The sequence below is a fragment of the Arenimonas caeni genome, from assembly GCF_003024235.1.
GTDB classification, from domain to species: Bacteria; Pseudomonadota; Gammaproteobacteria; order Xanthomonadales; family Xanthomonadaceae; genus Arenimonas; species Arenimonas caeni.
Map to the genome: position 1 here is coordinate 1 of NZ_KZ679100.1, position 19,422 is coordinate 19,422.

Consider the following 19,422-nt stretch of genomic DNA (forward strand, 5'->3'; position numbering starts at 1 on the left):
GGGGGGCGCTGGCGACCGAAGGCGCCGGGGCGGGCTCGGCCCGCGAGGGCAGGGGCGAGGCCGCCACGGGCGGGGCGGCCCCGGGGGCCGCCGCCGTTGCGCCCCGGGCCACGAACTGGCGCAGCGCCAGCAGGTCGCGCTGGGTGCGCCGCAGGTCCAGCTGCAGGGCCAGCACCCAGCCCAGCAGCAGGCCGGTGGCTCCGCCGGCCAGGAACCCGAACACGTCATGGTCCAGGTCCATCACCGCCAAGCCGAACAACGCGCCCAAGAGGGCGCCAATGATCCCCAGGATCCAGGCCATCCAAGTCCCCACTCGCCTTTGAATGCCGAGTGTAACGAAGCCGCGGGCGGCGGCGGGCCCCAAAACAAAACGCCGCCCGGGTGGGCGGCGTCTTGATGGAACTGGTCGGGGAGACAGGATTTGAACCTGCGACTTCTACGTCCCGAACGTAGCGCTCTACCAGGCTGAGCTACACCCCGAGGGATCGAGCCGATAATTCTAGGGGCTCAGGCGGCTTTCGGCAAGTGCGCCGGTGCGCGTACACGGGGCCGCGACGCGCCGGGGCGGCGGCAGCCGCTAGAATGCCGGGGTTCGCACTGGAGTGCCCGCCTTGATCAAGCCCCGCACCACGCCCGGCGTCATGGAGCTGCTGCCCCGTGACCAGATTGCCTTCCAGCGCATGCTGGACGTCATCCGCCGCAACTACGAGCGCTTCGGCTTCCTGCCGGTGGAAACGCCGGTGTTCGAGCTGTCCGAAGTGCTGCTGACCAAGACCGGCGGCGAAACCGAGCGGCAGGTCTACTTCGTGCAGTCCACCGGCGCCCTCGGGCAGGGCGGCCAGCCCGAGCTGGCCCTGCGCTTCGACCTCACCGTGCCGCTGGCCCGCTACGTGGCCCAGCACGAGCACGACCTGGCCTTCCCGTTCCGGCGCTACCAGATCCAGCGCGTGTACCGCGGCGAGCGCGCCCAGCGCGGCCGCTTCCGCGAGTTCTACCAGTGCGACATCGACGTGATCGGCAAGGACACGCTGGGCGTGCGCCACGACGCCGAGATGCCGGCGGTGATCCACGCCGTGTTCTCCGAGCTGGGGGTGGGCCCGTTCACCATCCAGCTCAACAACCGCAAGCTGCTGCGCGGCTTCTTCGAAGGCCTGGGCATCGCCGACGGCGAGCGCCAGGCGCTGGTGCTGCGCGAGATCGACAAGCTCGACAAGCGCGGCGCCGAGGCCGTGCGCGCCACGCTCACCGGCCCGGACTTCGGGCTGGCCGAGGACGTCGCCGACAGGATCATGGCCTTCGTGCAGGTGCGCTCGAACTCGCACGCCGACGCCCTGGCCCGCCTCGACGCGCTGGGCAGCGGCAACGCCACCCTGGCCGAGGGCGTGGCCGAGCTGCGCGAGGTGGTCGAGCTGCTCAAGGCCCAGGGCGTGCCGGAATCGGACTACGCGGTGAACTTCTCCATCGCCCGTGGTCTGGACTACTACACCGGCACCGTCTACGAGACCACGCTCGACGACCACCCGCAAATCGGCTCGGTCTGTTCCGGCGGCCGCTACGAGGACCTGGCCAGCCACTACACCAAGTCGAAGCTGCCCGGCGTCGGCATCTCCATCGGCGCCACCCGCCTTTTCTGGCAGCTGCGCGAGGCCGGCATCATCGAATCGGCCGAAAGCTCGGTGGACGTGATGGTGGGCCTGATGGACGAGTCCCGCCTGGGCGACTCGCTCGACATCGCTCGCCAGCTGCGCGCCGCCGGCATCAATACCGAGGTGCAGATGGAGGCCCGCAAGCTCGCCAGGCAATTCCACTATGCCGACAAGGCCGGCATCCGCTTCGTCGCCCTTTACGGCGAGGACGAAGCCGCGCGCGGCGTGGTCACGGTGAAGGACCTGCGCGCCAAGGAGCAGTTCGAAGTGCCGCGGGCCGAGCTCGCCGCCACGCTCCGGGTCGAACTCGAACAACAGCGCGCCATGGGGAGCCACTGACATGCAGCCGATCACCCTCGACGGCCGCAGCCTCAGCCGCGCCCAGGTGGCCGAGATCGCCCACGGTGCGCCGGTCCGGCTCGACCCGGGCAAGCTGCAGGCGGTGCAGCGCGCCGCCGACTTCCTGGCCGACCAGGTCAAGAAGCAGGAGCCGATTTACGGCGTCTCCACCGGCTTCGGCTCGAATGCCGACAAACTGCTGGGCTCGCGCCGCGTGCGCGAGGGCCTGCCCGGCGCCGCCGACACCGGCGAGAGCGTGCTCGAAGAGCTGCAGCGCAACCTGATCGTCACCCACGCGGTCTGCGTGGGCGAGCCGTTCCCGGCCGACGTAGTGCGCGCCATGCTGGCCATCCGCATCAACACCTTGATGATGGGCCACTCCGGCATCCGCCCGCAGGTGCTGCAGTCGCTGGCCGACCTGCTCAACGCCGGCATCGTGCCGGTGGTGCCGCGCAAGGGCAGCGTCGGCGCCAGCGGCGACCTGGCGCCGCTTTCGCACCTGGCCATCGTGCTGCTCGGCGGCGGCGAAGCCTTCTATGACGGCGAGCGCCTGCCCGGCGCAGTCGCCCTGGCCCGCGCCGGCCTGCAGCCGGTGTCGCTCTCGCACAAGGAAGGCCTGGCGCTCAACAACGGCACGGCGCAGATGCTGGCTACGGCCGTGCTGGCGATCGAGAAGCTCGAGGACCTGCTCGACACCGCCGACCTGGCCGCGGCGATGACGCTCGACGCCTTCGCCGGCCGCCTGCGCGCCTTCGACCCGCACGTGCACGCGCTGCGTCCGCACCCGGGCCAGGTGCACGTGGCCGCGCGCCTGCGCACGCTGCTGGCGGGCTCGACGCTGTCGGACATCGCCTACCACCTGGTGCCGCGCTTCCGGCAGTGGCAGCCCGAGAGCTGGACCGCGCCGGAGCAGCAGGCCCTGGCCTTCGACATCGGCTGGGACTGGGTGCCGCTGAACCAGCGCCACGGCCGCGAGCGCTTCTACCAGCGCTTCCGCCCCTTCCGCGGCGGCAAGAAGCACCAGCCGCAGGACAGCTACTCGCTGCGCTGCATCCCGCAGGTGCATGGCGCCGTGCGCGACGCGCTCGAGCAGGCCAAGCGGGTGGTGGACGTGGAACTCAACGCCGTCACCGACAATCCGCTGCTGTTCCCCGACCTCGAGGGCGCGCGGGAGATCGAGGACCAGGTGGTGTCGGCCGGCCACTTCCACGGCATGCCGCTGGCGCTGGCGATGAGCTACCTCAAGGCGGCCATCCCGGTGCTGGCCTCGATCTCCGAGCGCCGGCTCAACAAGCTGGTCGACCCGGCCACCAACGACGGCCTGCCGGCCTTCCTGATCGGCAACGAGGACGGCACCGAAAGCGGCTTCATGATCGTGCAGTACACCGCCGCCGCGCTGGTGAACGACCTGGCCAGCCGGGCGCATCCGGCCAGCGTGTACTCGATCCCGACCAGCGCGAATGCCGAAGACCACGTGTCCATGGGCGCCAACGAGGGCCGGCACGTGCTGGAGATGGTGGAGGACCTGGGCCACGTGCTGGCGCTGGAGCTCTACACCGCCGCGCAGGCGCTGGACTACCGTCGCGACATGATCAGCGCCGCCCGCGCGCTGGCGCGCTCCTCGGACGCCGAGGGCCTGGCCGCCAAGGTGCAGGGTGCGCCGATGCCCGGCCATGCCGACCGCGCCAGGTTCCTGGAGGAGGTCGAAGGCCTGCGCCAGGAACTGGCCGCGGCGCCCGAGTTCGAACCGGGCGTGGCCGTGCGCGCCGCCTGGGCCGCCCTGCGCGAAGTCATTCCGTTCATGGCCCGCGACCGCGCCATGGACGGCGACGTCGCCACGGCCGTGGCCCTCGTGCGCTCCGGCAAGCTCCTCACCGCCGCCCGCCAGGCCCTGTAACGCACCTGCAGGAGCGCCTTCAGGCGCGAATCCTCTCTTTGCCGACGGCAAAGTCAAAAGATTCGCGCCTGAAGGCGCTCCTACACGATCCGGTTCAGTCGGCGGCGGCGTGCACGCGGTTGCGGCCGCCGCCCTTGGCGGCGTACAGGGCGTCGTCGGCGCGGTGCAGGGCGTCGTCCACGCCGATGCCGGTGCCCGGGCGCATCACGAAGGTGCCGATGCTGGCGCTGATGCCGATGTTGTTGCCGGCGTAACGTACCGGCTCGCTGCAGATGCGCACGCGCAGCTGCTCGGCCAGCTGCATCAGGCGCTCACCCTCGGTGTCGGGCACCACCGCCACGAACTCTTCGCCGCCGAAGCGCGCCAGCAGCGCCCCGTGCACCGACAGGCTCTCGGTGAGCACCCGCCCCAGCCAGCGCAGGCACTCGTCACCGGCCAGGTGGCCGTGGGTGTCGTTGACCAGCTTGAAGTGGTCCAGGTCGATCAGCAGCACGCCCAGCGGCTGCCGGTGCTCGGCCGCGTGGTGCATCTGGTGTTCGAAGACGTCGCGGAAGTGGCGGCGGTTGAACAGCCCGGTCAGCGCGTCGCGGCGGTTCGACTCGCGCAGGCGCTGGTTGGCTTCGGCCAGCTGCTCGAGCGCCATGCTCAGTTCCGACGTGCGGCGCGCCACGTGGCGTTCGAGCTGCTCGTTGTGCTCGCGCACCAGCCTCTCGTTCTCGCCGCGCAGCCTCGCGTAGCGGTAGGCGAGGGCGAAGGAGAGCAGGATCATCTCCAGCGCCGAGCCGATCTGGATGCCGTACTCGGTCAGGAAGCCCTTCTGCAGCAGGCCGAAGCTCACCGAGGCGTATAGCGCCGTGCCCGCCAGCAGGAAGCCCCAGGCGGCCAGGAACACCTTGGCCGGCGTGTAGCCGCGGCGGATGGCGGTGACGGTGATGAAGACGATGAACAGCGCGCCCGGGAACACCGCCAGGGTCAGCGGCTTGACCACCGTGCGGTATTCGACGATCAGCGAGGCCACGCCCATCAGCAGGTAGAAGGCGATGATCGCCAGCGAGGCCACGTTGGCGCGGGGCTGGCGCTCGGGCAGCTCGAGGAAGACGCGGCAGAACTGGTGCATCGCCACCTGCGAGAGCGCCATCGACAGCGGGATGGCGTGGTTGGCCAGCCAGGGCGAGTTGGGCCACAGGTATTCGAAGGCCAGGCCGTTGAGGCAGAGCATCACCAGGCCGAAGGCGCTGACGTGCAGCATGTACCAGAAGTGGCTGGCGTCGCGCAGGCTCAGCCAGAGCACCAGGTTGTAGAAGAACAGCGCCACCAGGATGCCGTAGAAGATGCCGATGCCCAGCTGCGAGTCGCGCTCGAGCTCGGCGAAGGCGGTGGGCGAGTAGAGCGCCAGCGGCACCTGCAGCGAGCTGCGGCTCGAGACGCGCACCAGCAGCTCCACGCGCGTGCGGGTGGGCAGGTCGACCCAGAAGTTGGGGTGGCGGTAGCGGATCGAGCGCGCCGAGAAGGGCACGCTGTCGCCCGAGGCGAAATGCTCCACGCGGCCGTCGGGATAGCGCAGGTAGATGTCGACGTTGTCCAGCAGCGGGTAGTGCAGCACCAGCAGCCAGCGCTGCAGGTTGGCGCGGCTGTTGAACAGCTCGGCATGGAACCAGTAGGCGCCCTCGGAGAAGCCCAGGGTGGTGTTGCCGTCGGGCAGGGGGGCGAACTCGCCGCGGCCGACCCGCGCCAGCATGGTGGTGGCGTCGGCCCGGCCCTCCGGGTCCACGGCGTACTGCAGGTGGGGCGCCAGCCGGAGCTGCTCCGTACCCTCGTCGAGCAGGGCGGGCTGGGCCCGCGCGTCCAGGACGCAAAGGGCCAGCAGCAGCGCCAGGAGCCTAGCGAAAATGCCCATCAGTGAACGGATTCCCCTTATCCGCCGCCACTCTAGACCGCAGGGCAGGGCTTGGCCAGACGGATGGAACGCTGGGTTCGGTTGACAATGTAATAACGCGCTATTACATTCTCACGCCATGAAGCGCCGCGACCCCGCCACCCGCCCGGACCAAGCCGACCTCGACGCCCTCGTCGAGGCCCTGCTGAGCCTGCGCGAGCCGGCGGAGCTTCGGGCCTTCCTGGACGACCTGTGCACCCCGGCCGAACTCGAGGCCCTGTGCGACCGCTGGCGGGTGATCCCCCTTCTGCAGGCGGGCGTGCCCTACCGCGAGATCCACGACCGCACCGGCGTCAGCGTCACCACCATCGGCCGCGTCGCCCGCTGTCTCGAGCGCGGTGCCGGCGGCTACAGGCTGGCGGCCCAGCGCGCCGGCTTCCCCGCGTCGCCCGAATCGGCGCATTGAATCCACCTTTCAGGAACCAGGAGGGCGTCATGAGGACGCACGACCGCCTGCGCATTGCCATCCAGAAATCCGGACGCCTGTCCGACCCCGCCCGCGACCTGCTCGCGCGCGCCGGCCTGGCCTTCCGCGAAAGCCGCGACCGGCTGTTCTGTTATGGCGAATCGCTGCCCATCGACCTGTTGCTCGTACGCGACGACGACATCCCCGGCCTGATCGCCGAAGGCACCTGTGACCTCGGCGTCGTCGGCCAGAACGTGCTCGAGGAGCAGGCGCTCGAACGCGCCGCCGAAGGCAAGCCCGAGGCCTACCGCGCCATCCGCGACCTGGGCTTCGGCCGCTGCCGCCTGTCGGTGGCCGTGCCCAACGAGTGGGAGTGGCCCGGACCGGATCGCCTGGCCGGCCTGCGCATCGCCACCAGCTACCCGCAGCTGCTGGCGCGCTGGCTGCGCAACCAGGGCGTGGCGGCCGAACCGGTGGTGCTGTCGGGTTCGGTGGAGATCGCGCCGCGCCTGGGCAAGGCCGAGGCGATCTGCGACCTCGTTTCCACCGGCGCCACGCTGATGGCCAACCAGCTCAAGGAGGCCGCGGTGGTGTTCGAGAGCCAGGCCGTGCTGGCCGCGCCGGCCACGCCCTTCGGCGATGCCCGCGCCGAGCTGGCGGCCATGCTGCTGCGCCGCCTCGACGCGGTGCTGAGCGTGCGCGCCAGCAAGCTGGTGCTGTTCCAGGCCGCGCGCGACGCGGTGCCGGACCTGCTCAAGCTGCTGCCCGACGCGGAACCCCCGACCGTGATGGCCATCGAAGGCCAGCGCGACCAGGTCGCCCTGCAGGCCCTGTGCCGCAGCGCGATGACCTGGCAGCGGCTGGAAGACATGAAGCGCGCCGGGGCCACGGGCCTGCTGGTGCTGCCGGTGGAGCAGATGCTGGCATGAAGACGATCGACTGGAGCGCGCTTGATGCCGGTGCACGCGCCGCCGCCCTGGCCCGGCCGGGTGGCGAGGACCAGGCCGGCATCGAGGCGGCGGTGAAGCGGGTGTTCGAACAGGTGCAGGCCGACGGCGACACCGCCCTGCGCGCGCTCACTCGCCGCTTCGACGGCGTCGAACTCGGCGCATTCGAAGTCACCGCCGAGGAGTTCGCCGAAGCCGAGGCCGCGGTCACGCCGGCCCTGCGCGCGGCGATGGTCGAGGCGCGCGGGCGCCTGCTCGCCTGGCACCGCGCCGGCGCCGGCCAGGGCTTCGAGATCGAGACCGCACCGGGCGTGAGCTGCGGGCGCGTGCTGCGCCCGATCGCGCGCGTGGGCCTGTACGTGCCTGCGGGCAGCGCGCCGCTGCCGTCCACCGCGCTGATGCTGGGCGTGCCGGCGGAAGTGGCCGGCTGCCCGGACGTGGTGCTGTGCACGCCGCCGCGCGCCGACGGTCGCGCCGACCCGGCGGTGCTGGTGGCGGCGGCCCTGTGCGGCATCCGCCGCGTCTTCAAGCTCGGCGGCGCCCAGGCGATCGCCGCGATGGCGCTGGGCACGGGCAGCGTGCCGCGCTGCGACAAGCTGTTCGGCCCGGGCAACCGCTATGTCACGGCGGCCAAGCAGCTCGCGGCGATGACGGCCGGCGGCCCGGCCATCGATATGCCGGCCGGCCCTTCGGAAGTGCTGGTTATCGCCGACGCCGGCGCGCCGCCGGTGCACGTGGCCGCCGACCTGCTCTCACAGGCCGAACACGGCCCCGACTCGCAGGTGGTGCTGGCCACCGATTCGGCCGGGCTCATCGAGGCCGTGCGCACCGAGGTCGAGCGCCAGCTGGCGGAGCTGCCGCGCGCCGGCATCGCCCGCCAGGCCCTGGAACATGCCCGGCTGGTGAAGGTGGGTACGCTCGACGAGGCCTTCGCGCTGAGCAACGAATACGCGCCCGAACACCTGATCCTGGCCCTGCGCGAGCCGCGCGCCTGGCTCGACCGCGTCACCAGCGCCGGCTCGGTGTTCCTGGGCGACTTCGCGCCCGAGGGCCTGGGCGATTACTGCTCGGGCACCAACCACGTGCTGCCCACCAACGGCGCGGCGCGCGCCTGGAGCGGCGTGGGCGTGGCGAGCTTCCAGAAGGCCATCAGCTTCCAGCAGGTCAGCCGTGAAGGCCTGGCCGCGATCGGGCCGTGCGCGGTGGAGATGGCGCGCGCCGAAGGGCTGGAGGCGCACGCGCAGTCGGTGCTGCGGCGCCTGGGGGATGCGGCATGAACATCTCGAACGAAAGTCCGCTGATGGAACTGGTGCGCCCGGACATCCGCGGCTTCGCGGGATACAACTCCGCGCGCCGTGAGGGTGTCACGGGCTCGATTTGGCTCAACGCCAACGAAAGCGCCTGGCGCAACCCGGCCGATGCCGGCCTGGGCGCCAACCGTTACCCCGACCCGCAGCCGGCCGTGCTGCGCCAGCGCCTGGCCACGCTCTACGGTGTGCGCCCGGAGGAGGTGCTGGTGGGCCGCGGCAGCGACGAGGCCATCGACCTGCTGGTGCGCGCCCTGTGCCGGCCGGGCCAGGACGCCGTGGTCATCGCGCCGCCGGTGTTCGGCATGTATGCGGTGAGCGCCCGCCTGCAGGGCGCGCCGCTGGTGGAGGTGCCGCTGCGCGACGGTGCCGGTGGCTTCGACTGCGACCTCGAGGCGATGGCCAGCGCCGCGGTGAGCAGCGGCGCCAAGCTCGTTTTCATCTGCTCGCCGGCCAACCCGACCGGCCAGGCCGTCCCGGTGGCCGACCTGCTGGCGCTGGCGCGCCGCCTGGCCGGCCGCGCCCTGGTCGTGGTGGACGAGGCTTACGGCGAATACAGCGACCAGCCCTCGCTGGCCGCCGAGATCGCCGGCCAGCCCAACCTCGCCGTGCTGCGCACGCTGTCGAAGGCGCACGCGCTGGCCGCGGCCCGCATCGGCTGCCTGCTGGCCGATCCGGCGCTGGTGGCGGTGCTGCGCAACTGCCAGGCGCCGTATCCGCTGCCGACGCCCTGCGTGCAGCTGGCCCTGGCCGGCCTGTCCGAGCCGGCGCTGGCCGCCACCCGCGAGCGCGTGCAGGCGGTGCGCGCCGAGCGCGAACGCCTGCGCGTGGCGCTTGCCGACGCGCCGGGCGTGCGTCGCGTGTACCCGTCGCAGGGCAACTACCTGCTGGTGCGCTTCGACGACGCCGGCGCCGCCTTCGCGCGCCTGCTCGAGGCCAGCGTGGTGGTGCGCGACATGCGCGCCTCGCCGCAGCTGGGCGATGCGCTGCGCATCAGCATCGGCCGTCCGGAGGAGAACGACGCCGTGCTCGCGGCGCTGCAGGCGGGGAGGGCGGCGGCATGAGCGGCACGCGCATCGCTTTCCTCGACCGCGACGGCACCCTGATCGAGGAGCCGTCCGACTTCCAGGTCGACAGCTACGCCAAGGTCCGCTTCGTCGAGGGCATGATCCCGGCGCTGCTGCGGCTGCGCGACGCCGGCTTCGAGTTCGTCATGGTCACCAACCAGGACGGCCTGGGCACGGCCAGCTTCCCGCGCGAGCAGTTCGAAGGCCCGCAGGCGATGGTGCTGCAGCTGCTCGAATCGCAGGGCATCGTCTTCCGCGAAGTGCTGGTGGACGAGAGCTTCGAGCACGAGGGCAAACCCACCCGCAAGCCGGGCCTGGGCATGTTGATGCACTACCTGCGCGACCGTTCGATCGACCTGGCCAACTCCATCGTCGTCGGCGACCGCGAGACCGACCTGCAGCTGGCGCGCAACCTCGGTTGCCGCGGCTTCCGGCTCGGCCCGGGCTTCACCACCTGGGCGCAGATCGCCCACGAGGTGGCCGATGCGCCGCGTCGCGCCGTGGTCGAGCGCAGGACGAAGGAGACGAAGATCCGGGTCGAGGTCGACCTCGACAGCCCGGCCGAGCCGCGCGTGCGCACCGGCCACGGCTTCTTCGACCACATGCTCGAGCAGCTGGGCAAGCACGGCGGTTTCGGGCTGTCGCTGCAGTGCGAGGGCGACCTGGGCGTTGACGAGCACCACACCGTCGAGGACTGCGCCCTGGCCATCGGCCAGGCCCTGCGCGAGGCGCTGGGCAGCAAGCGCGGCGTGGCGCGCTACGGCGATTCGGTCGGCCGCGGCGCCATCACCCTGCCGATGGATGAAACGCTCGCCGGCGCGGCGGTGGACCTCTCGGGCCGCCCGTACTTCGTGTTCGAAGGCAAGTTCGGTCGCGAAGAAGTGGGCGGCCTCGCCACCGAACTCGTGCCGCACTTCTTCCGCTCGCTGGCCGACGAGGGCCGCATGAGCCTGCACCTGCGCGTGCAGGGCGAGAACACCCACCACCAGGTCGAGGCCTGCTTCAAGGCGGTGGCGCGCGCGCTGCGCAAGGCCATCCGCCGCGAAGGTCGCGAGCTGCCAAGCACCAAGGGCGTGCTGTGAGGACGGTGCTGGTCGATTCGGGCGGGGCCAACCTCGGCTCCGTGCGTTACGCGCTCGAGCGCCTGGGCGTGAACGCCGAGGTCAGCGGCGACGCGGCCGTCATCACGGCCGCCGACCGGGTGATCCTGCCCGGCGTCGGCGCCGCCGGCCCCGGCATGGCGCGCCTGCGCGAGCTGGGCCTGGTGGACGTGCTGCGCGGCCTGCGCCAGCCGCTGCTGGGCATTTGCCTGGGCATGCAGCTGCTGTTCGAAGGCTCCGACGAGGGCGACGAGACCTGCCTGGGCCTGCTGCCCGGCCGCGTGCGGCGCATGGTCGGCGGCCCGGGCCTGCGCGTGCCGCACATGGGCTGGAACCGCCTCGAGCCGCTGCGCGAGTCGCCGCTGCTGCGCGGCATCGCGCCCGGCGCGCAGGCGTACTTCGTGCACGGTTACGCCGTGGCGGTGGACGACAACTGCGTCGCGCGCAGCGTGCACGGCCAGCTGTTGGCCGCGCTCGTGCAGCGCGGCAACGTCGCCGGCGCGCAGTTCCACCCCGAGCGGTCGGGCGCCGTGGGCGCGCGGCTGCTGGCCAATTTCCTGGAGTTTGGCGTCGCATGAGCGAGTTCATCGTCTATCCGGCCATCGACGTGCGCGACGGCGCCGTGGTGCGCCTGCGCCAGGGCGACTACGCCGCCGAAACCCGCTATCCGGCCGACCCGCTGGCGCTGGCGAAGCAGTACGCCGCGGCCGGCGCGAAGTGGCTGCACCTGGTCGACCTCGACGCTGCCCGCGCGGGTGGCTACACGCTGGCGCCGCTGCTGGGCCGCATCAAGCGCGAAACCCGGCTGAAGGTGCAGACCGGCGGTGGCGTGCGTTCCGAGGCCGACGTGCAGGCCCTGCTCGAAGCCGGCGCCGACCGCGTGGTGATCGGCTCGCTGGCCGTGCGCGAGCCGGCGCGCGTGGCCGGCCTGATGGGGCGGCTGGACGCCGGGTGCATCACGCTTGCGCTCGACACCCGGCGCGATGCCGAGGGTCGCTGGCGCCTGCCCGTGCACGGCTGGACCGAAGCGGGCGGCCGCGAACTCGACATCCTGGCAGCCGCCTACGCCGACCTTGGCCTGCGCCACCTGCTGTGCACCGACATCGCCCGCGACGGCATGCTTTCGGGTCCCAATCTAGAGCTCTACCGCTATTTGTGCGGGCGTTTCCCGCAGCTGGCCGTGCAGGCCTCGGGCGGCGCCCGCGACGTCGCCGACGTGGCGGCGGCGCGCGAGGCCGGCTGCGGCGGCATCGTGCTGGGCAAGGCCCTGCTCGACGGCCAGCTCGGCCTGGCCGACGCGCTGGCCGCAGGAGCCCGCCCATGCTGAGCCGGCGCATCATTCCCTGCCTGGACGTGCGCGACGGCCAGGTGGTCAAGGGCGTTCGTTTCCGCGACCACGTGGTGGTGGGCGCGATCGAGGACCTGGCCCTGCGCTATCGCGACGAAGGCGCCGACGAGCTGGTGTTCTACGACATCACCGCCAGCCCGGAGGGTCGCGGCGTGGACGTGGCCTGGGTGGAGCGGGTGGCCCGCCTGCTCGATATTCCGTTCTGCGTGGCCGGCGGCATCCGCAACGTCGAACAGGCGCGCGCGGTGCTGCACGCCGGCGCCGACAAGGTGTCGGTGAACACGCCGGCGCTCGAGCGCCCCGCGCTCGTCCGCGAGCTGGCCGAGGCCTTCGGCGTGCAGTGCGTGGTGGTGGGCATCGACAGCCAGCGCGACGCCGACGGCGAGTGGCGCGTGCGGGCCTACACCGGCGACCCCGGGCGCACCCAGGCGCTGGCGCGGCGCACCCTGGACTGGGTGGAGGAGGTCCAGGCGCTTGGCGCCGGCGAGATCGTCCTCAACTGCATGGGCACCGACGGCGTGCGCGCCGGCTACGACCTCGAACAGCTGCGCGCCGTGCGCGCGGCCTGCCGGGTGCCGCTGGTGGCCTCGGGCGGGGCCGGCGCGCCGGAGCACTTCGCCGCCGCCTTCCTCGAGGCCGACGTGGACGCGGCCCTGGCCGCCAGCGTCTTCCACTCCGGCACGATCCGGATCCCCGAACTCAAGTCCGCCCTGCGCGCGCAGGGCATCGAGGTGCGCGATGTCGCCTGAGCAGATCGACTCCCTGGCCTGGGACAAGCAGCAGGGCCTGCTGCCCGCCATCGTCCAGGACGCCGGCAGCCACCGCGTGCTGATGCTCGGCTACATGGACCGCGCCGCGCTCGAAGCCACCCTGGCCACCGGCCGCGTCACCTTCTACAGCCGCAGCAAGCAGCGCCTGTGGATGAAGGGCGAAAGCAGCGGCGACATCCTCCAGCTGGTCTCGCTGGAAGCCGACTGCGACGCCGACACACTGCTGGTGCAGGCGCGCCCGCGCGGCAACACCTGCCACCTGGGCCGCGCCAGCTGTTTCCCGTCGGCGCCTGGCGACTTCCTCTCCGAGCTCGACGCCCTGGTGGCGCGCCGCGAGCGCGAGCGGCCCGAGGGCAGCTACAGCACGAAGCTGTTCGAGGCCGGCACGCGCCGCATCGCCCAGAAGGTGGGCGAGGAGGGCGTGGAGACCGCGCTGGCGGCGGTGGCCCAGGACGACGTGGCCCTGCTGGACGAGGCTGCCGACCTGGTCTTCCACCTGACGGTGCTGCTGCGTGCCCGCGGCCTGGGCCTGGCCGACGTCGAGGCCGTTCTGCGCGACCGCCACGCCGCCGCTGCACGCTGAGCCGCGCCCGGCGATAATCGCGGCGGGTCCCGCGGAGTCCGCCATGCGTGTTCTATTCCTGTGCCTGATGCTGCTGGCCTGCCTGCCGGCCCAGGCGCGGCCGGCCGGCTGCAATGCCGGCACCGTGTTCGAGGATCGCGACGGCGACGGCCGGCGCGACCGCAGCGAGCCGGGCATCGCCGGCGTGCTGGTGTCGGACGGCGAGCGCATCGTGCGCACCGGCCGTGAAGGGCGCTGGTCGCTGCCGCTGGAGGGCGACCACACCGTGTTCGTCATCAAGCCGGCCGGTTTCGCCTTCCCGAACGGCGCCGACGGCCTGCCGGTGTTCTGGCGCCACGTGCAGCCGCAGCCCGGGCCGGCGCTCCGATATGGCGGCATCCCGGCCGGGCCGGTGGCCTGCCACGATTTCCCGCTGCGCCGGGTCGCGCCGCGCAAGGGCCCGCTGGAGCTGATGGTGTTCGCCGACCCGCAGCCCAAGACCGCGCGCGACGTCGGCTACTACGAGCGCGACATCGTCGGGCCGATCGTCGAGGCCGCGCGCGGCCGGCGCGCCGCCGACCTGGGGCTGACGCTCGGCGACGTGGTCAGCGACGACCTGTCCCTGTACCCGTCCATGAACCGCGCCACGGCGCGGCTGCGCACGCCCTGGCTGCACGTGGCCGGCAACCACGACCTGGACTTCGACGCGGCCACCGACGAAGACTCGCTGCGCAGCTTCCGGCGCAGCTTCGGCCCCGACACGTTCGCCTGGGAGGAAGCCCAGGCCAGCTTCATCGTGCTCGACGACGTCATCTGGCGTCCGGGCCAGTCGCCGGCCTACATCGGCGGCCTGCGCGAGTCGCAGTTCGCCTTCCTCGGGGCCTACCTGGCCACCCAGCCGCGTGATCGCCGCATCGTCATCTCGGCGCACATTCCGTTCTTCGACGAGCCCGGCCGGGAAACCTTCCGCCGCGCCGACCGCGAGCGCCTGTTCGCGCTGCTGGCGCCGTTCGAAAAGGTGCTGCTGCTCACCGGCCACGGCCACGTGCAGCGCCAGCATCGCCATGGCCCCGCCGAGGGCTGGCAGGGGCGCGAGCCGCTGCACGAGTACAACGTCGGCGCGGCCTGCGGTGGCTACTGGAGCGGGCCGCTCGACGCCGCCGGCATTCCCGACACGCGCATGTCCGACGGCACGCCCAATGGCTACGCCACGGCCCGCTTCGACCCCGATGGCGGCTACGCGCTGCGCTGGCACGTGGCCCGCGGCCAGGGCGAGGCCCTGCACCTGCATGCGCCGAAGCTGCTGCGCCAGGGCGCGTACCCGGGCGTGGGCGTGTACGCCAACGTCTACATGGGCGAGGCCGACACGCGGGTGGAGTACCGCGTGGCCGGTGGCGAGTGGCAGCCCATGGCCCGCGTGGACGAGCCCGACCCGGCGCTGCGCCGGGAGAACCTGCTCGACGACGCCAGCGAAACCCTGCGCGGCTACGACCGCCTGCCGGAGGCCGAAGCCTCGACGCACCTGTGGCGCGGGCGCCTGCCCACGAACCTGCCCGAGGGCGAACACCTGGTGGAGGTGCGCGCCTTCGACCGCTGGCGCGGCGAGGTGCGGTCGTCGGTGAGCTACCGCCTCGGGCGCGTCGCGCCCTGAGGCGCGGCCTCAGGGCCGGATGTCGGCGAAGGACTCGGCGCGGGCGTGGCCGTGGGTGGCCTCGCCGGTGCGCGGCTGCGGGTAATCCTCGCGGCGGTCGAGCAGCACCGTGCCCAGGCCCGCGTCGCGGGCGGCGTCGAGTTCCTCGACCACGTCGGAAAGGAACAGCACCTCGCTGGCCGGAACGCCCAGCGCTTCGACGATGCGCCGGTAGCTGGCCGCCTCGCGCTTGCCGCCGACCTCGGTATCGAACCAATTCGAAACCAGTGGCGTCAGGTCACCGCCGTCAGAGTGTCCGAAGAAGAGCTGTTGAGCGGGAACCGACCCCGACGAATACACGCTGATCGCTTGACCCGCCGCATGCCAGGCCTTCAGCGCCTCCACCGCATCCGGATACATGTGCGCGGTGAAATCCGCCCGCCCGTAGCCGTCCTTCCACACCATGCCCTGCAGCGCCTTGAGCGCGGTGTGCTTGCGGTCCTCGTCGATCCAGCCCTGCAGGGTCTCGACGATCATCTCGTCCTGGCACAGTCCGCCGTTCTCGGCCGCCACCTGGTCGAGCCAGCGCCGCACGGCCGGCTCGTGGCCATGCGCCGCCACGAAGCCCGGCAACGCCCGCCGCGCATACGGGAACAGCACGTCCTTCACGAACGAAATGCTGCTCGTCGTGCCTTCGATGTCGGTGAGGATGTGCTTCATCCGGCCTGTCCGGGCTCGTAGCGGGGGAAACGCCGGGCGATGTCGGTGCCGGTGAAATGGCCGACCCAGCCATCGGGGTGGGTGAAGAAGCGGATGGCCACGAAGCTCGGCTCCGGGCCCATGTCGAACCAGTGCGTCGTGCCGTCGGGCACGCCCACCAGGTCGCCGGCCTCGCAGCGCAGTTCGTAGACCTTGTCGCCCACGTGCAGCGAGAACAGGCCCGAGCCGGCCACGAAGAAGCGCACCTCGTCTTCCTTGTGGTAGTGCTCGTCGAGGAACTTGGCGCGGGCCGCGTCCTTGTTCGGGTTGTCCGGTGCGATCGAAACCACGTCCACGCTGTTGAAGCCGTTCTCGGCCACCAGCCGGTCGATGTCGGCGCGGTAGGCGGCCATCACGTCCTCGGGCGAGGCGCCCGGCTGCACCGGCGCGGCGGCCTGCCACTGCTCGAAGCGCACGCCGATGGGCTTGAGCTGCCCGGCGATCAGGGCCTGGTCCTCGGTGCTCGAGAGCGGCGTGGACGGGTCGGTGTCGTTGAAGATGCGCAGGCGGCTCATGCGTTCAGTCTCCTCAGGTCGAGTTCGCAGGCGAGCAGGAACTCGAAGGCTTCCAGGTGGCGGCGGGCCTCGGCCATGTCCTTGCCCCAGGCGTACAGGCCGTGGCCGTTGATCAGGTAGCCCCACATCGGCTGCTGGTCGAGCAGGGTCTCGACCCATCCGGCCAGCTCGTCCATGTCCTGGGTGTTGGGCAGCACCGGCACGTCCATGGCCATCTCGTGGGTCTGGTTGCCGGCGAAGGCCTTGAGCAGTTCGTAGCCCTCCAGATGCACGTGGCCCTGGGGCGCGTACAGGCGCGACGCCACCGTCTGCACGTGCGAGTGGGTGTGCAGCACGCAGCCGATGTCCGGGTAGCGGGCGTAGAGCTGGGTGTGCAGCAGGGTCTCGGCCGAGGGCCGGTGGGCGGTCGCGACTGGCTTGCCGGCCAGGTCCACCACCATGATGTCGGCCTCGGTCAGGCGGCCCTTGTCGCGGCCGGAGACCGTGATGGCGGCATGCTTTTCGTCCAGCCGCATGGAGAAATTGCTGCTCGTGGCCGGGGTCCAGCCCAGCGCGGACAGCTCGCGGGTGTTGGCGACGATCTCGGCGGCGCGCTGGGCCAGCCGGGCCGGGTCGTAGGGCAGGGTATTCATGAGCCGCAGTTTAACGAAGCCGCTGCCCCGCGGCTGCCTTGACCTGCATCAACGCAAAGTTTACGAACGAGGGGCTAGACTGCGCCCAGCCATCGGAAAACCCTCCGTAGCCAAGGAAAAAGCCATGAGCCACGTGAACACCTCCCGCCGCGGTTTCCTCGTCAAGGCCGCCATGCTTTCGGCCGTGCCGTTCATCGCGCCGGCCCTGGTCGGCCAGGCCCGTGCCCAGGAGCTCAAGCCCCTGCCGCTGGACAACCCGCAGGCCAAGGCCCTGGCCTATGCGCTGGACTACAAGACCGTCCAGCACCCGGCGTTCAAGCCGGACAGCAACTGCGCCAACTGCCAGTTCTTCACCGCCGCCACCGGCGCCTGCACCCTGTTCCCGGGCTTCTCCGTCCCGGCCGAGGCCTGGTGCAGCGCCTGGGCCAAGAAGGCGGGCTGATCCCTCCCCCGGGGCCGGTCTCGGCCCCTGAGACAGCCTGCCGGCTAGAATCCCCGGTATCGACGATGCCGGGGATTCCTCTTGTCCGCCACTGAAACCACCTTCCTGCTGCTGGGCGTGCTGGCCGGCGCCGCGGTCGCCGCGCTGGTCGTGGCCTGGCTGTCGCGCGGCCCGCGCCAGGCGCTCGCGGCCGAGCTGGCCGAGGCCCGGTCCGCCCGCCAGGCGGCCGAGCAGCGTGCCGCCGCCGCCGAGGCCCGGGCCGCTGCGCTCGAGGCGCGGCTGGAGGCCGAGCAGGCTGCCGCCGACCAGCGCCTGCGCGACCTCGAAGGCAGCCGGGAGCGCCTGAAGGCCGAGTTCCAGGCCCTGGCCGCCGAAATCCTCGAAGACAAGTCGCGCCGCTTCGGCGAGCAGAACGTGGCCCAGCTGGGCCAGCTGCTCACCCCGCTGCGCGAACAGCTCGGCGACTTCCGCAAGGCCGTGGCCGACGCCTACGAGAAGGAAGGCCGCGAGCGCACCACGCTGCAGGCCGAACTCAAGCAGCTGCTCGAGCTCAACCGCCAGCTCAGCGACGAGGCCGGCCACCTCACCCGCGCGCTCACCGCCGACAACCGCACGCAGGGCTACTGGGGCGAGCTCAAGCTCGAGCGCCTGCTCGAGATGGCCGGGCTGGAGAAGGGCCAGCAATACCTGACGCAGGAAACCTTCAAGGACGAGCACGGCGCCAGCTACCGCCCCGATGCCCTGCTGCTGCTGCCCGAGGACCGCAGGATCATCATCGACGCCAAGGTGGTGCTGCTCGACTACCAGCGCGCCTGCGGCACCGACGACGACGAGGAGCGCGAGCGTTTCCTGGGCCAGCACACCGCAGCCCTGAAGAACCACGTGCGCGAGCTGGGCGACAAGGACTACAGCCGCCTGCCCGGGCTGACCAGCCCCGACCTGGTGCTGATGTTCGTGCCGGTGGAGGCCGCCTTCCTCGAGGCCCTGCGCCGCGACACCAGCCTTTACGACTACGCCTTCGACCGCAAGATCATCCTGGTCGGTCCCAGCAACCTGCTGGCCTCGCTGCGGCTGGTGGCCCAGATCTGGCGCACCGAGGCCCAGAACAGCAATGCCAGGGCCATCGCCGAACGCGGTGCGGCGCTGTACGACAAGTTCGTCGGCTTCGCCGAGGACCTGGGCAAGGTGGGCGAGGCGCTCGACCGGGCCCAGAAGGCCCACCAGGACGCCCTGGGCAAGCTCTCCAGCGGTCGCGGCAACCTGGTGCGCCAGGCCGAAATGCTGCGCAAGCTCGGCGTCGCACCGTCCAAGCGGCTGCCGCCGTCGCTGGCGGCCAATGCCGGCGATGACGGCGACGAGGCAGGCTAGGGCGGGTCGACAGGTTCCGCGGCTGCCTTCAGACTGACGGGCATGCCTGCTTCCCTTTTCCTGCAGACGGCCCCGGTGCGACGCTGATGGGCGAGCAACCCGTCCTCCCGCCGCCGGGCGACTCGCTCGGCGAGCAACTGCGCGCCGCCATCGACCGCCTGCCCGAGGGCCCGATGCGCCTGGGCGAAGTGGTGGCCATATTCGGCGACGAAGGCCTGCTGCTGCTCACCGCCCTGATGGTGCTGGTGTTCCTGGTGCCGGTGTCGATCCCGGGCGTGAGCACGGTGTTCGGCGGCGCGATCCTGCTGGTGGGCCTGAGCCGCCTGCGCGGCCGGCCGCTCTGGCTGCCGGGGAAACTGCGCGAGCGCGAACTGCCCGGCACCAGGGTGCGCGCCGCGCTCGAGACAGGCCTCGCCTGGGCGCGCCGCTTCGAGCGCATCAGCAAGCCGCATCGCCTGGCCTGGCTGGTCGAACGCCGTGGCTGGCTGCTGACCGGCAACCTGGCCTTCACCAGCGCCGCCGCCCTGCTGATGGCGCCGCTGGGGCTGATCCCTTTCAGCAACACGCTGCCGGCCATCGCGCTTTTGTTCTACGCGATCGGCTTCATCCAGCGCGATGGCGGCGCGGTGCTGGCCGGGCACCTGGCCCAGGTGGCCACCATCGTGTATTTCGCCTTCCTGGCGATGGGCGGCACGGCCGCCTTGTCGGCCCTGCTGGGCTGAGCCGGCCTTCACGCCACGTGGGTGGGCAG

The 19,422-nt window shown here is 71.7% G+C and carries 20 protein-coding genes and 1 tRNA gene; 15 read left to right on the forward strand and 6 right to left on the reverse strand.

What is annotated here, in order from left to right; all coding sequences use genetic code 11:
• Window positions 1–241: hypothetical protein (locus tag C6N40_RS12515; RefSeq protein WP_205208605.1), on the reverse strand; the 241-nt coding region annotated here is incomplete at its 3' end.
• Between the two features lie 162 nt (window positions 242–403).
• A tRNA-Pro gene (locus tag C6N40_RS12520) sits at window positions 404–480 on the reverse strand.
• A gap of 131 nt (window positions 481–611) precedes the next feature.
• Between C6N40_RS12520 and hisS the strand changes: the two genes are divergently transcribed.
• Complete coding sequence (gene hisS / locus C6N40_RS12525; RefSeq protein ID WP_106991371.1) at window positions 612–1,985, forward strand: histidine--tRNA ligase; 1,374 nt, start codon at window positions 612–614, stop codon at window positions 1,983–1,985.
• Window position 1,986: 1 nt separating this feature from the next.
• A complete protein-coding gene (locus tag C6N40_RS12530; protein WP_106991372.1) occupies window positions 1,987–3,882 on the forward strand; it encodes an HAL/PAL/TAL family ammonia-lyase in 1,896 nt (631 codons plus the stop codon).
• A 94-nt stretch (window positions 3,883–3,976) separates the two neighbouring features.
• On the opposite strand, the gene C6N40_RS12535 is transcribed toward C6N40_RS12530, so the two are convergent.
• Window positions 3,977–5,779, reverse strand: a complete 1,803-nt coding sequence (locus C6N40_RS12535; protein WP_106991373.1) for a sensor domain-containing diguanylate cyclase — start codon at window positions 5,777–5,779, stop codon at window positions 3,977–3,979.
• Between the two features lie 118 nt (window positions 5,780–5,897).
• Between C6N40_RS12535 and C6N40_RS12540 the strand changes: the two genes are divergently transcribed.
• Genes C6N40_RS12540 through C6N40_RS12585 form a run of 10 tightly spaced genes read left to right on the forward strand, consistent with a single transcriptional unit; the run spans window position 5,898 to window position 14,976 of the window.
• Window positions 5,898–6,224, forward strand: a complete 327-nt coding sequence (locus tag C6N40_RS12540; protein WP_106991374.1) for a YerC/YecD family TrpR-related protein — start codon at window positions 5,898–5,900, stop codon at window positions 6,222–6,224.
• Window positions 6,225–6,253: 29 nt separating this feature from the next.
• Complete coding sequence (hisG, locus tag C6N40_RS12545) at window positions 6,254–7,153, forward strand: ATP phosphoribosyltransferase (RefSeq protein WP_106991375.1); 900 nt, start codon at window positions 6,254–6,256, stop codon at window positions 7,151–7,153.
• Window positions 7,150–8,448 carry a histidinol dehydrogenase gene (gene hisD, locus C6N40_RS12550; protein ID WP_106991376.1) on the forward strand — a complete coding sequence of 433 codons (1,299 nt, stop codon included), beginning with the start codon at window positions 7,150–7,152 and terminating at the stop codon, window positions 8,446–8,448. Before hisG ends, hisD begins: the two co-directional genes overlap by 4 nt.
• Window positions 8,445–9,542 (forward strand): histidinol-phosphate transaminase, encoded by a 1,098-nt coding sequence (gene hisC / locus C6N40_RS12555; protein ID WP_106991377.1) that lies wholly within the window; start codon window positions 8,445–8,447, stop codon window positions 9,540–9,542. The genes hisD and hisC overlap by 4 nt, the downstream gene beginning before the upstream one ends.
• Window positions 9,539–10,627 carry a bifunctional histidinol-phosphatase/imidazoleglycerol-phosphate dehydratase HisB gene (gene hisB, locus C6N40_RS12560; protein ID WP_106991378.1) on the forward strand — a complete coding sequence of 363 codons (1,089 nt, stop codon included), beginning with the start codon at window positions 9,539–9,541 and terminating at the stop codon, window positions 10,625–10,627. Before hisC ends, hisB begins: the two co-directional genes overlap by 4 nt.
• Window positions 10,624–11,223 carry an imidazole glycerol phosphate synthase subunit HisH gene (hisH, locus tag C6N40_RS12565; protein WP_106991379.1) on the forward strand — a complete coding sequence of 200 codons (600 nt, stop codon included), beginning with the start codon at window positions 10,624–10,626 and terminating at the stop codon, window positions 11,221–11,223. Before hisB ends, hisH begins: the two co-directional genes overlap by 4 nt.
• The gene (locus C6N40_RS12570; RefSeq protein ID WP_106991380.1) at window positions 11,220–11,972 is read left to right on the forward strand and encodes a 1-(5-phosphoribosyl)-5-[(5-phosphoribosylamino)methylideneamino]imidazole-4-carboxamide isomerase; all 753 of its coding nucleotides are present in this window, start codon (window positions 11,220–11,222) and stop codon (window positions 11,970–11,972) included. Before hisH ends, C6N40_RS12570 begins: the two co-directional genes overlap by 4 nt.
• Complete coding sequence (hisF, locus tag C6N40_RS12575; protein ID WP_106991381.1) at window positions 11,966–12,742, forward strand: imidazole glycerol phosphate synthase subunit HisF; 777 nt, start codon at window positions 11,966–11,968, stop codon at window positions 12,740–12,742. The genes C6N40_RS12570 and hisF overlap by 7 nt, the downstream gene beginning before the upstream one ends.
• Window positions 12,732–13,346 (forward strand): bifunctional phosphoribosyl-AMP cyclohydrolase/phosphoribosyl-ATP diphosphatase HisIE, encoded by a 615-nt coding sequence (hisIE, locus tag C6N40_RS12580; RefSeq protein WP_106991382.1) that lies wholly within the window; start codon window positions 12,732–12,734, stop codon window positions 13,344–13,346. Before hisF ends, hisIE begins: the two co-directional genes overlap by 11 nt.
• Before the next feature lie 43 nt (window positions 13,347–13,389).
• Window positions 13,390–14,976, forward strand: a complete 1,587-nt coding sequence (locus C6N40_RS12585; protein WP_106991383.1) for a calcineurin-like phosphoesterase C-terminal domain-containing protein — start codon at window positions 13,390–13,392, stop codon at window positions 14,974–14,976.
• A 9-nt stretch (window positions 14,977–14,985) separates the two neighbouring features.
• On the opposite strand, the gene mtnC is transcribed toward C6N40_RS12585, so the two are convergent.
• The 3 genes from mtnC to C6N40_RS12600 are packed head-to-tail and all read right to left on the reverse strand — an operon-like array spanning window position 14,986 to window position 16,861.
• Window positions 14,986–15,675 carry an acireductone synthase gene (gene mtnC / locus C6N40_RS12590; RefSeq protein ID WP_106991384.1) on the reverse strand — a complete coding sequence of 230 codons (690 nt, stop codon included), beginning with the start codon at window positions 15,673–15,675 and terminating at the stop codon, window positions 14,986–14,988.
• On the reverse strand, window positions 15,672–16,229 hold the full coding sequence (locus tag C6N40_RS12595) for a 1,2-dihydroxy-3-keto-5-methylthiopentene dioxygenase (RefSeq protein WP_106991385.1): 558 nt from the start codon (window positions 16,227–16,229) through the stop codon (window positions 15,672–15,674). Before C6N40_RS12595 ends, mtnC begins: the two co-directional genes overlap by 4 nt.
• Window positions 16,226–16,861 carry a methylthioribulose 1-phosphate dehydratase gene (locus tag C6N40_RS12600; RefSeq protein ID WP_106991386.1) on the reverse strand — a complete coding sequence of 212 codons (636 nt, stop codon included), beginning with the start codon at window positions 16,859–16,861 and terminating at the stop codon, window positions 16,226–16,228. Before C6N40_RS12600 ends, C6N40_RS12595 begins: the two co-directional genes overlap by 4 nt.
• Before the next feature lie 124 nt (window positions 16,862–16,985).
• On the opposite strand from C6N40_RS12600, the gene C6N40_RS12605 reads away from it, so the two are divergent.
• From C6N40_RS12605 to C6N40_RS12615, 3 genes are all read left to right on the forward strand, one after another.
• Complete coding sequence (locus tag C6N40_RS12605; protein ID WP_162782220.1) at window positions 16,986–17,303, forward strand: high-potential iron-sulfur protein; 318 nt, start codon at window positions 16,986–16,988, stop codon at window positions 17,301–17,303.
• Window positions 17,304–17,384: 81 nt separating this feature from the next.
• Window positions 17,385–18,671: a DNA recombination protein RmuC gene (locus C6N40_RS12610; RefSeq protein WP_106991388.1), complete on the forward strand. Its 1,287-nt coding sequence runs from the start codon at window positions 17,385–17,387 to the stop codon at window positions 18,669–18,671.
• Between the two features lie 86 nt (window positions 18,672–18,757).
• On the forward strand, window positions 18,758–19,393 hold the full coding sequence (locus C6N40_RS12615; RefSeq protein ID WP_106991389.1) for an exopolysaccharide biosynthesis protein: 636 nt from the start codon (window positions 18,758–18,760) through the stop codon (window positions 19,391–19,393).
• The last annotated feature ends 29 nt before the right edge of the window (window positions 19,394–19,422 follow it).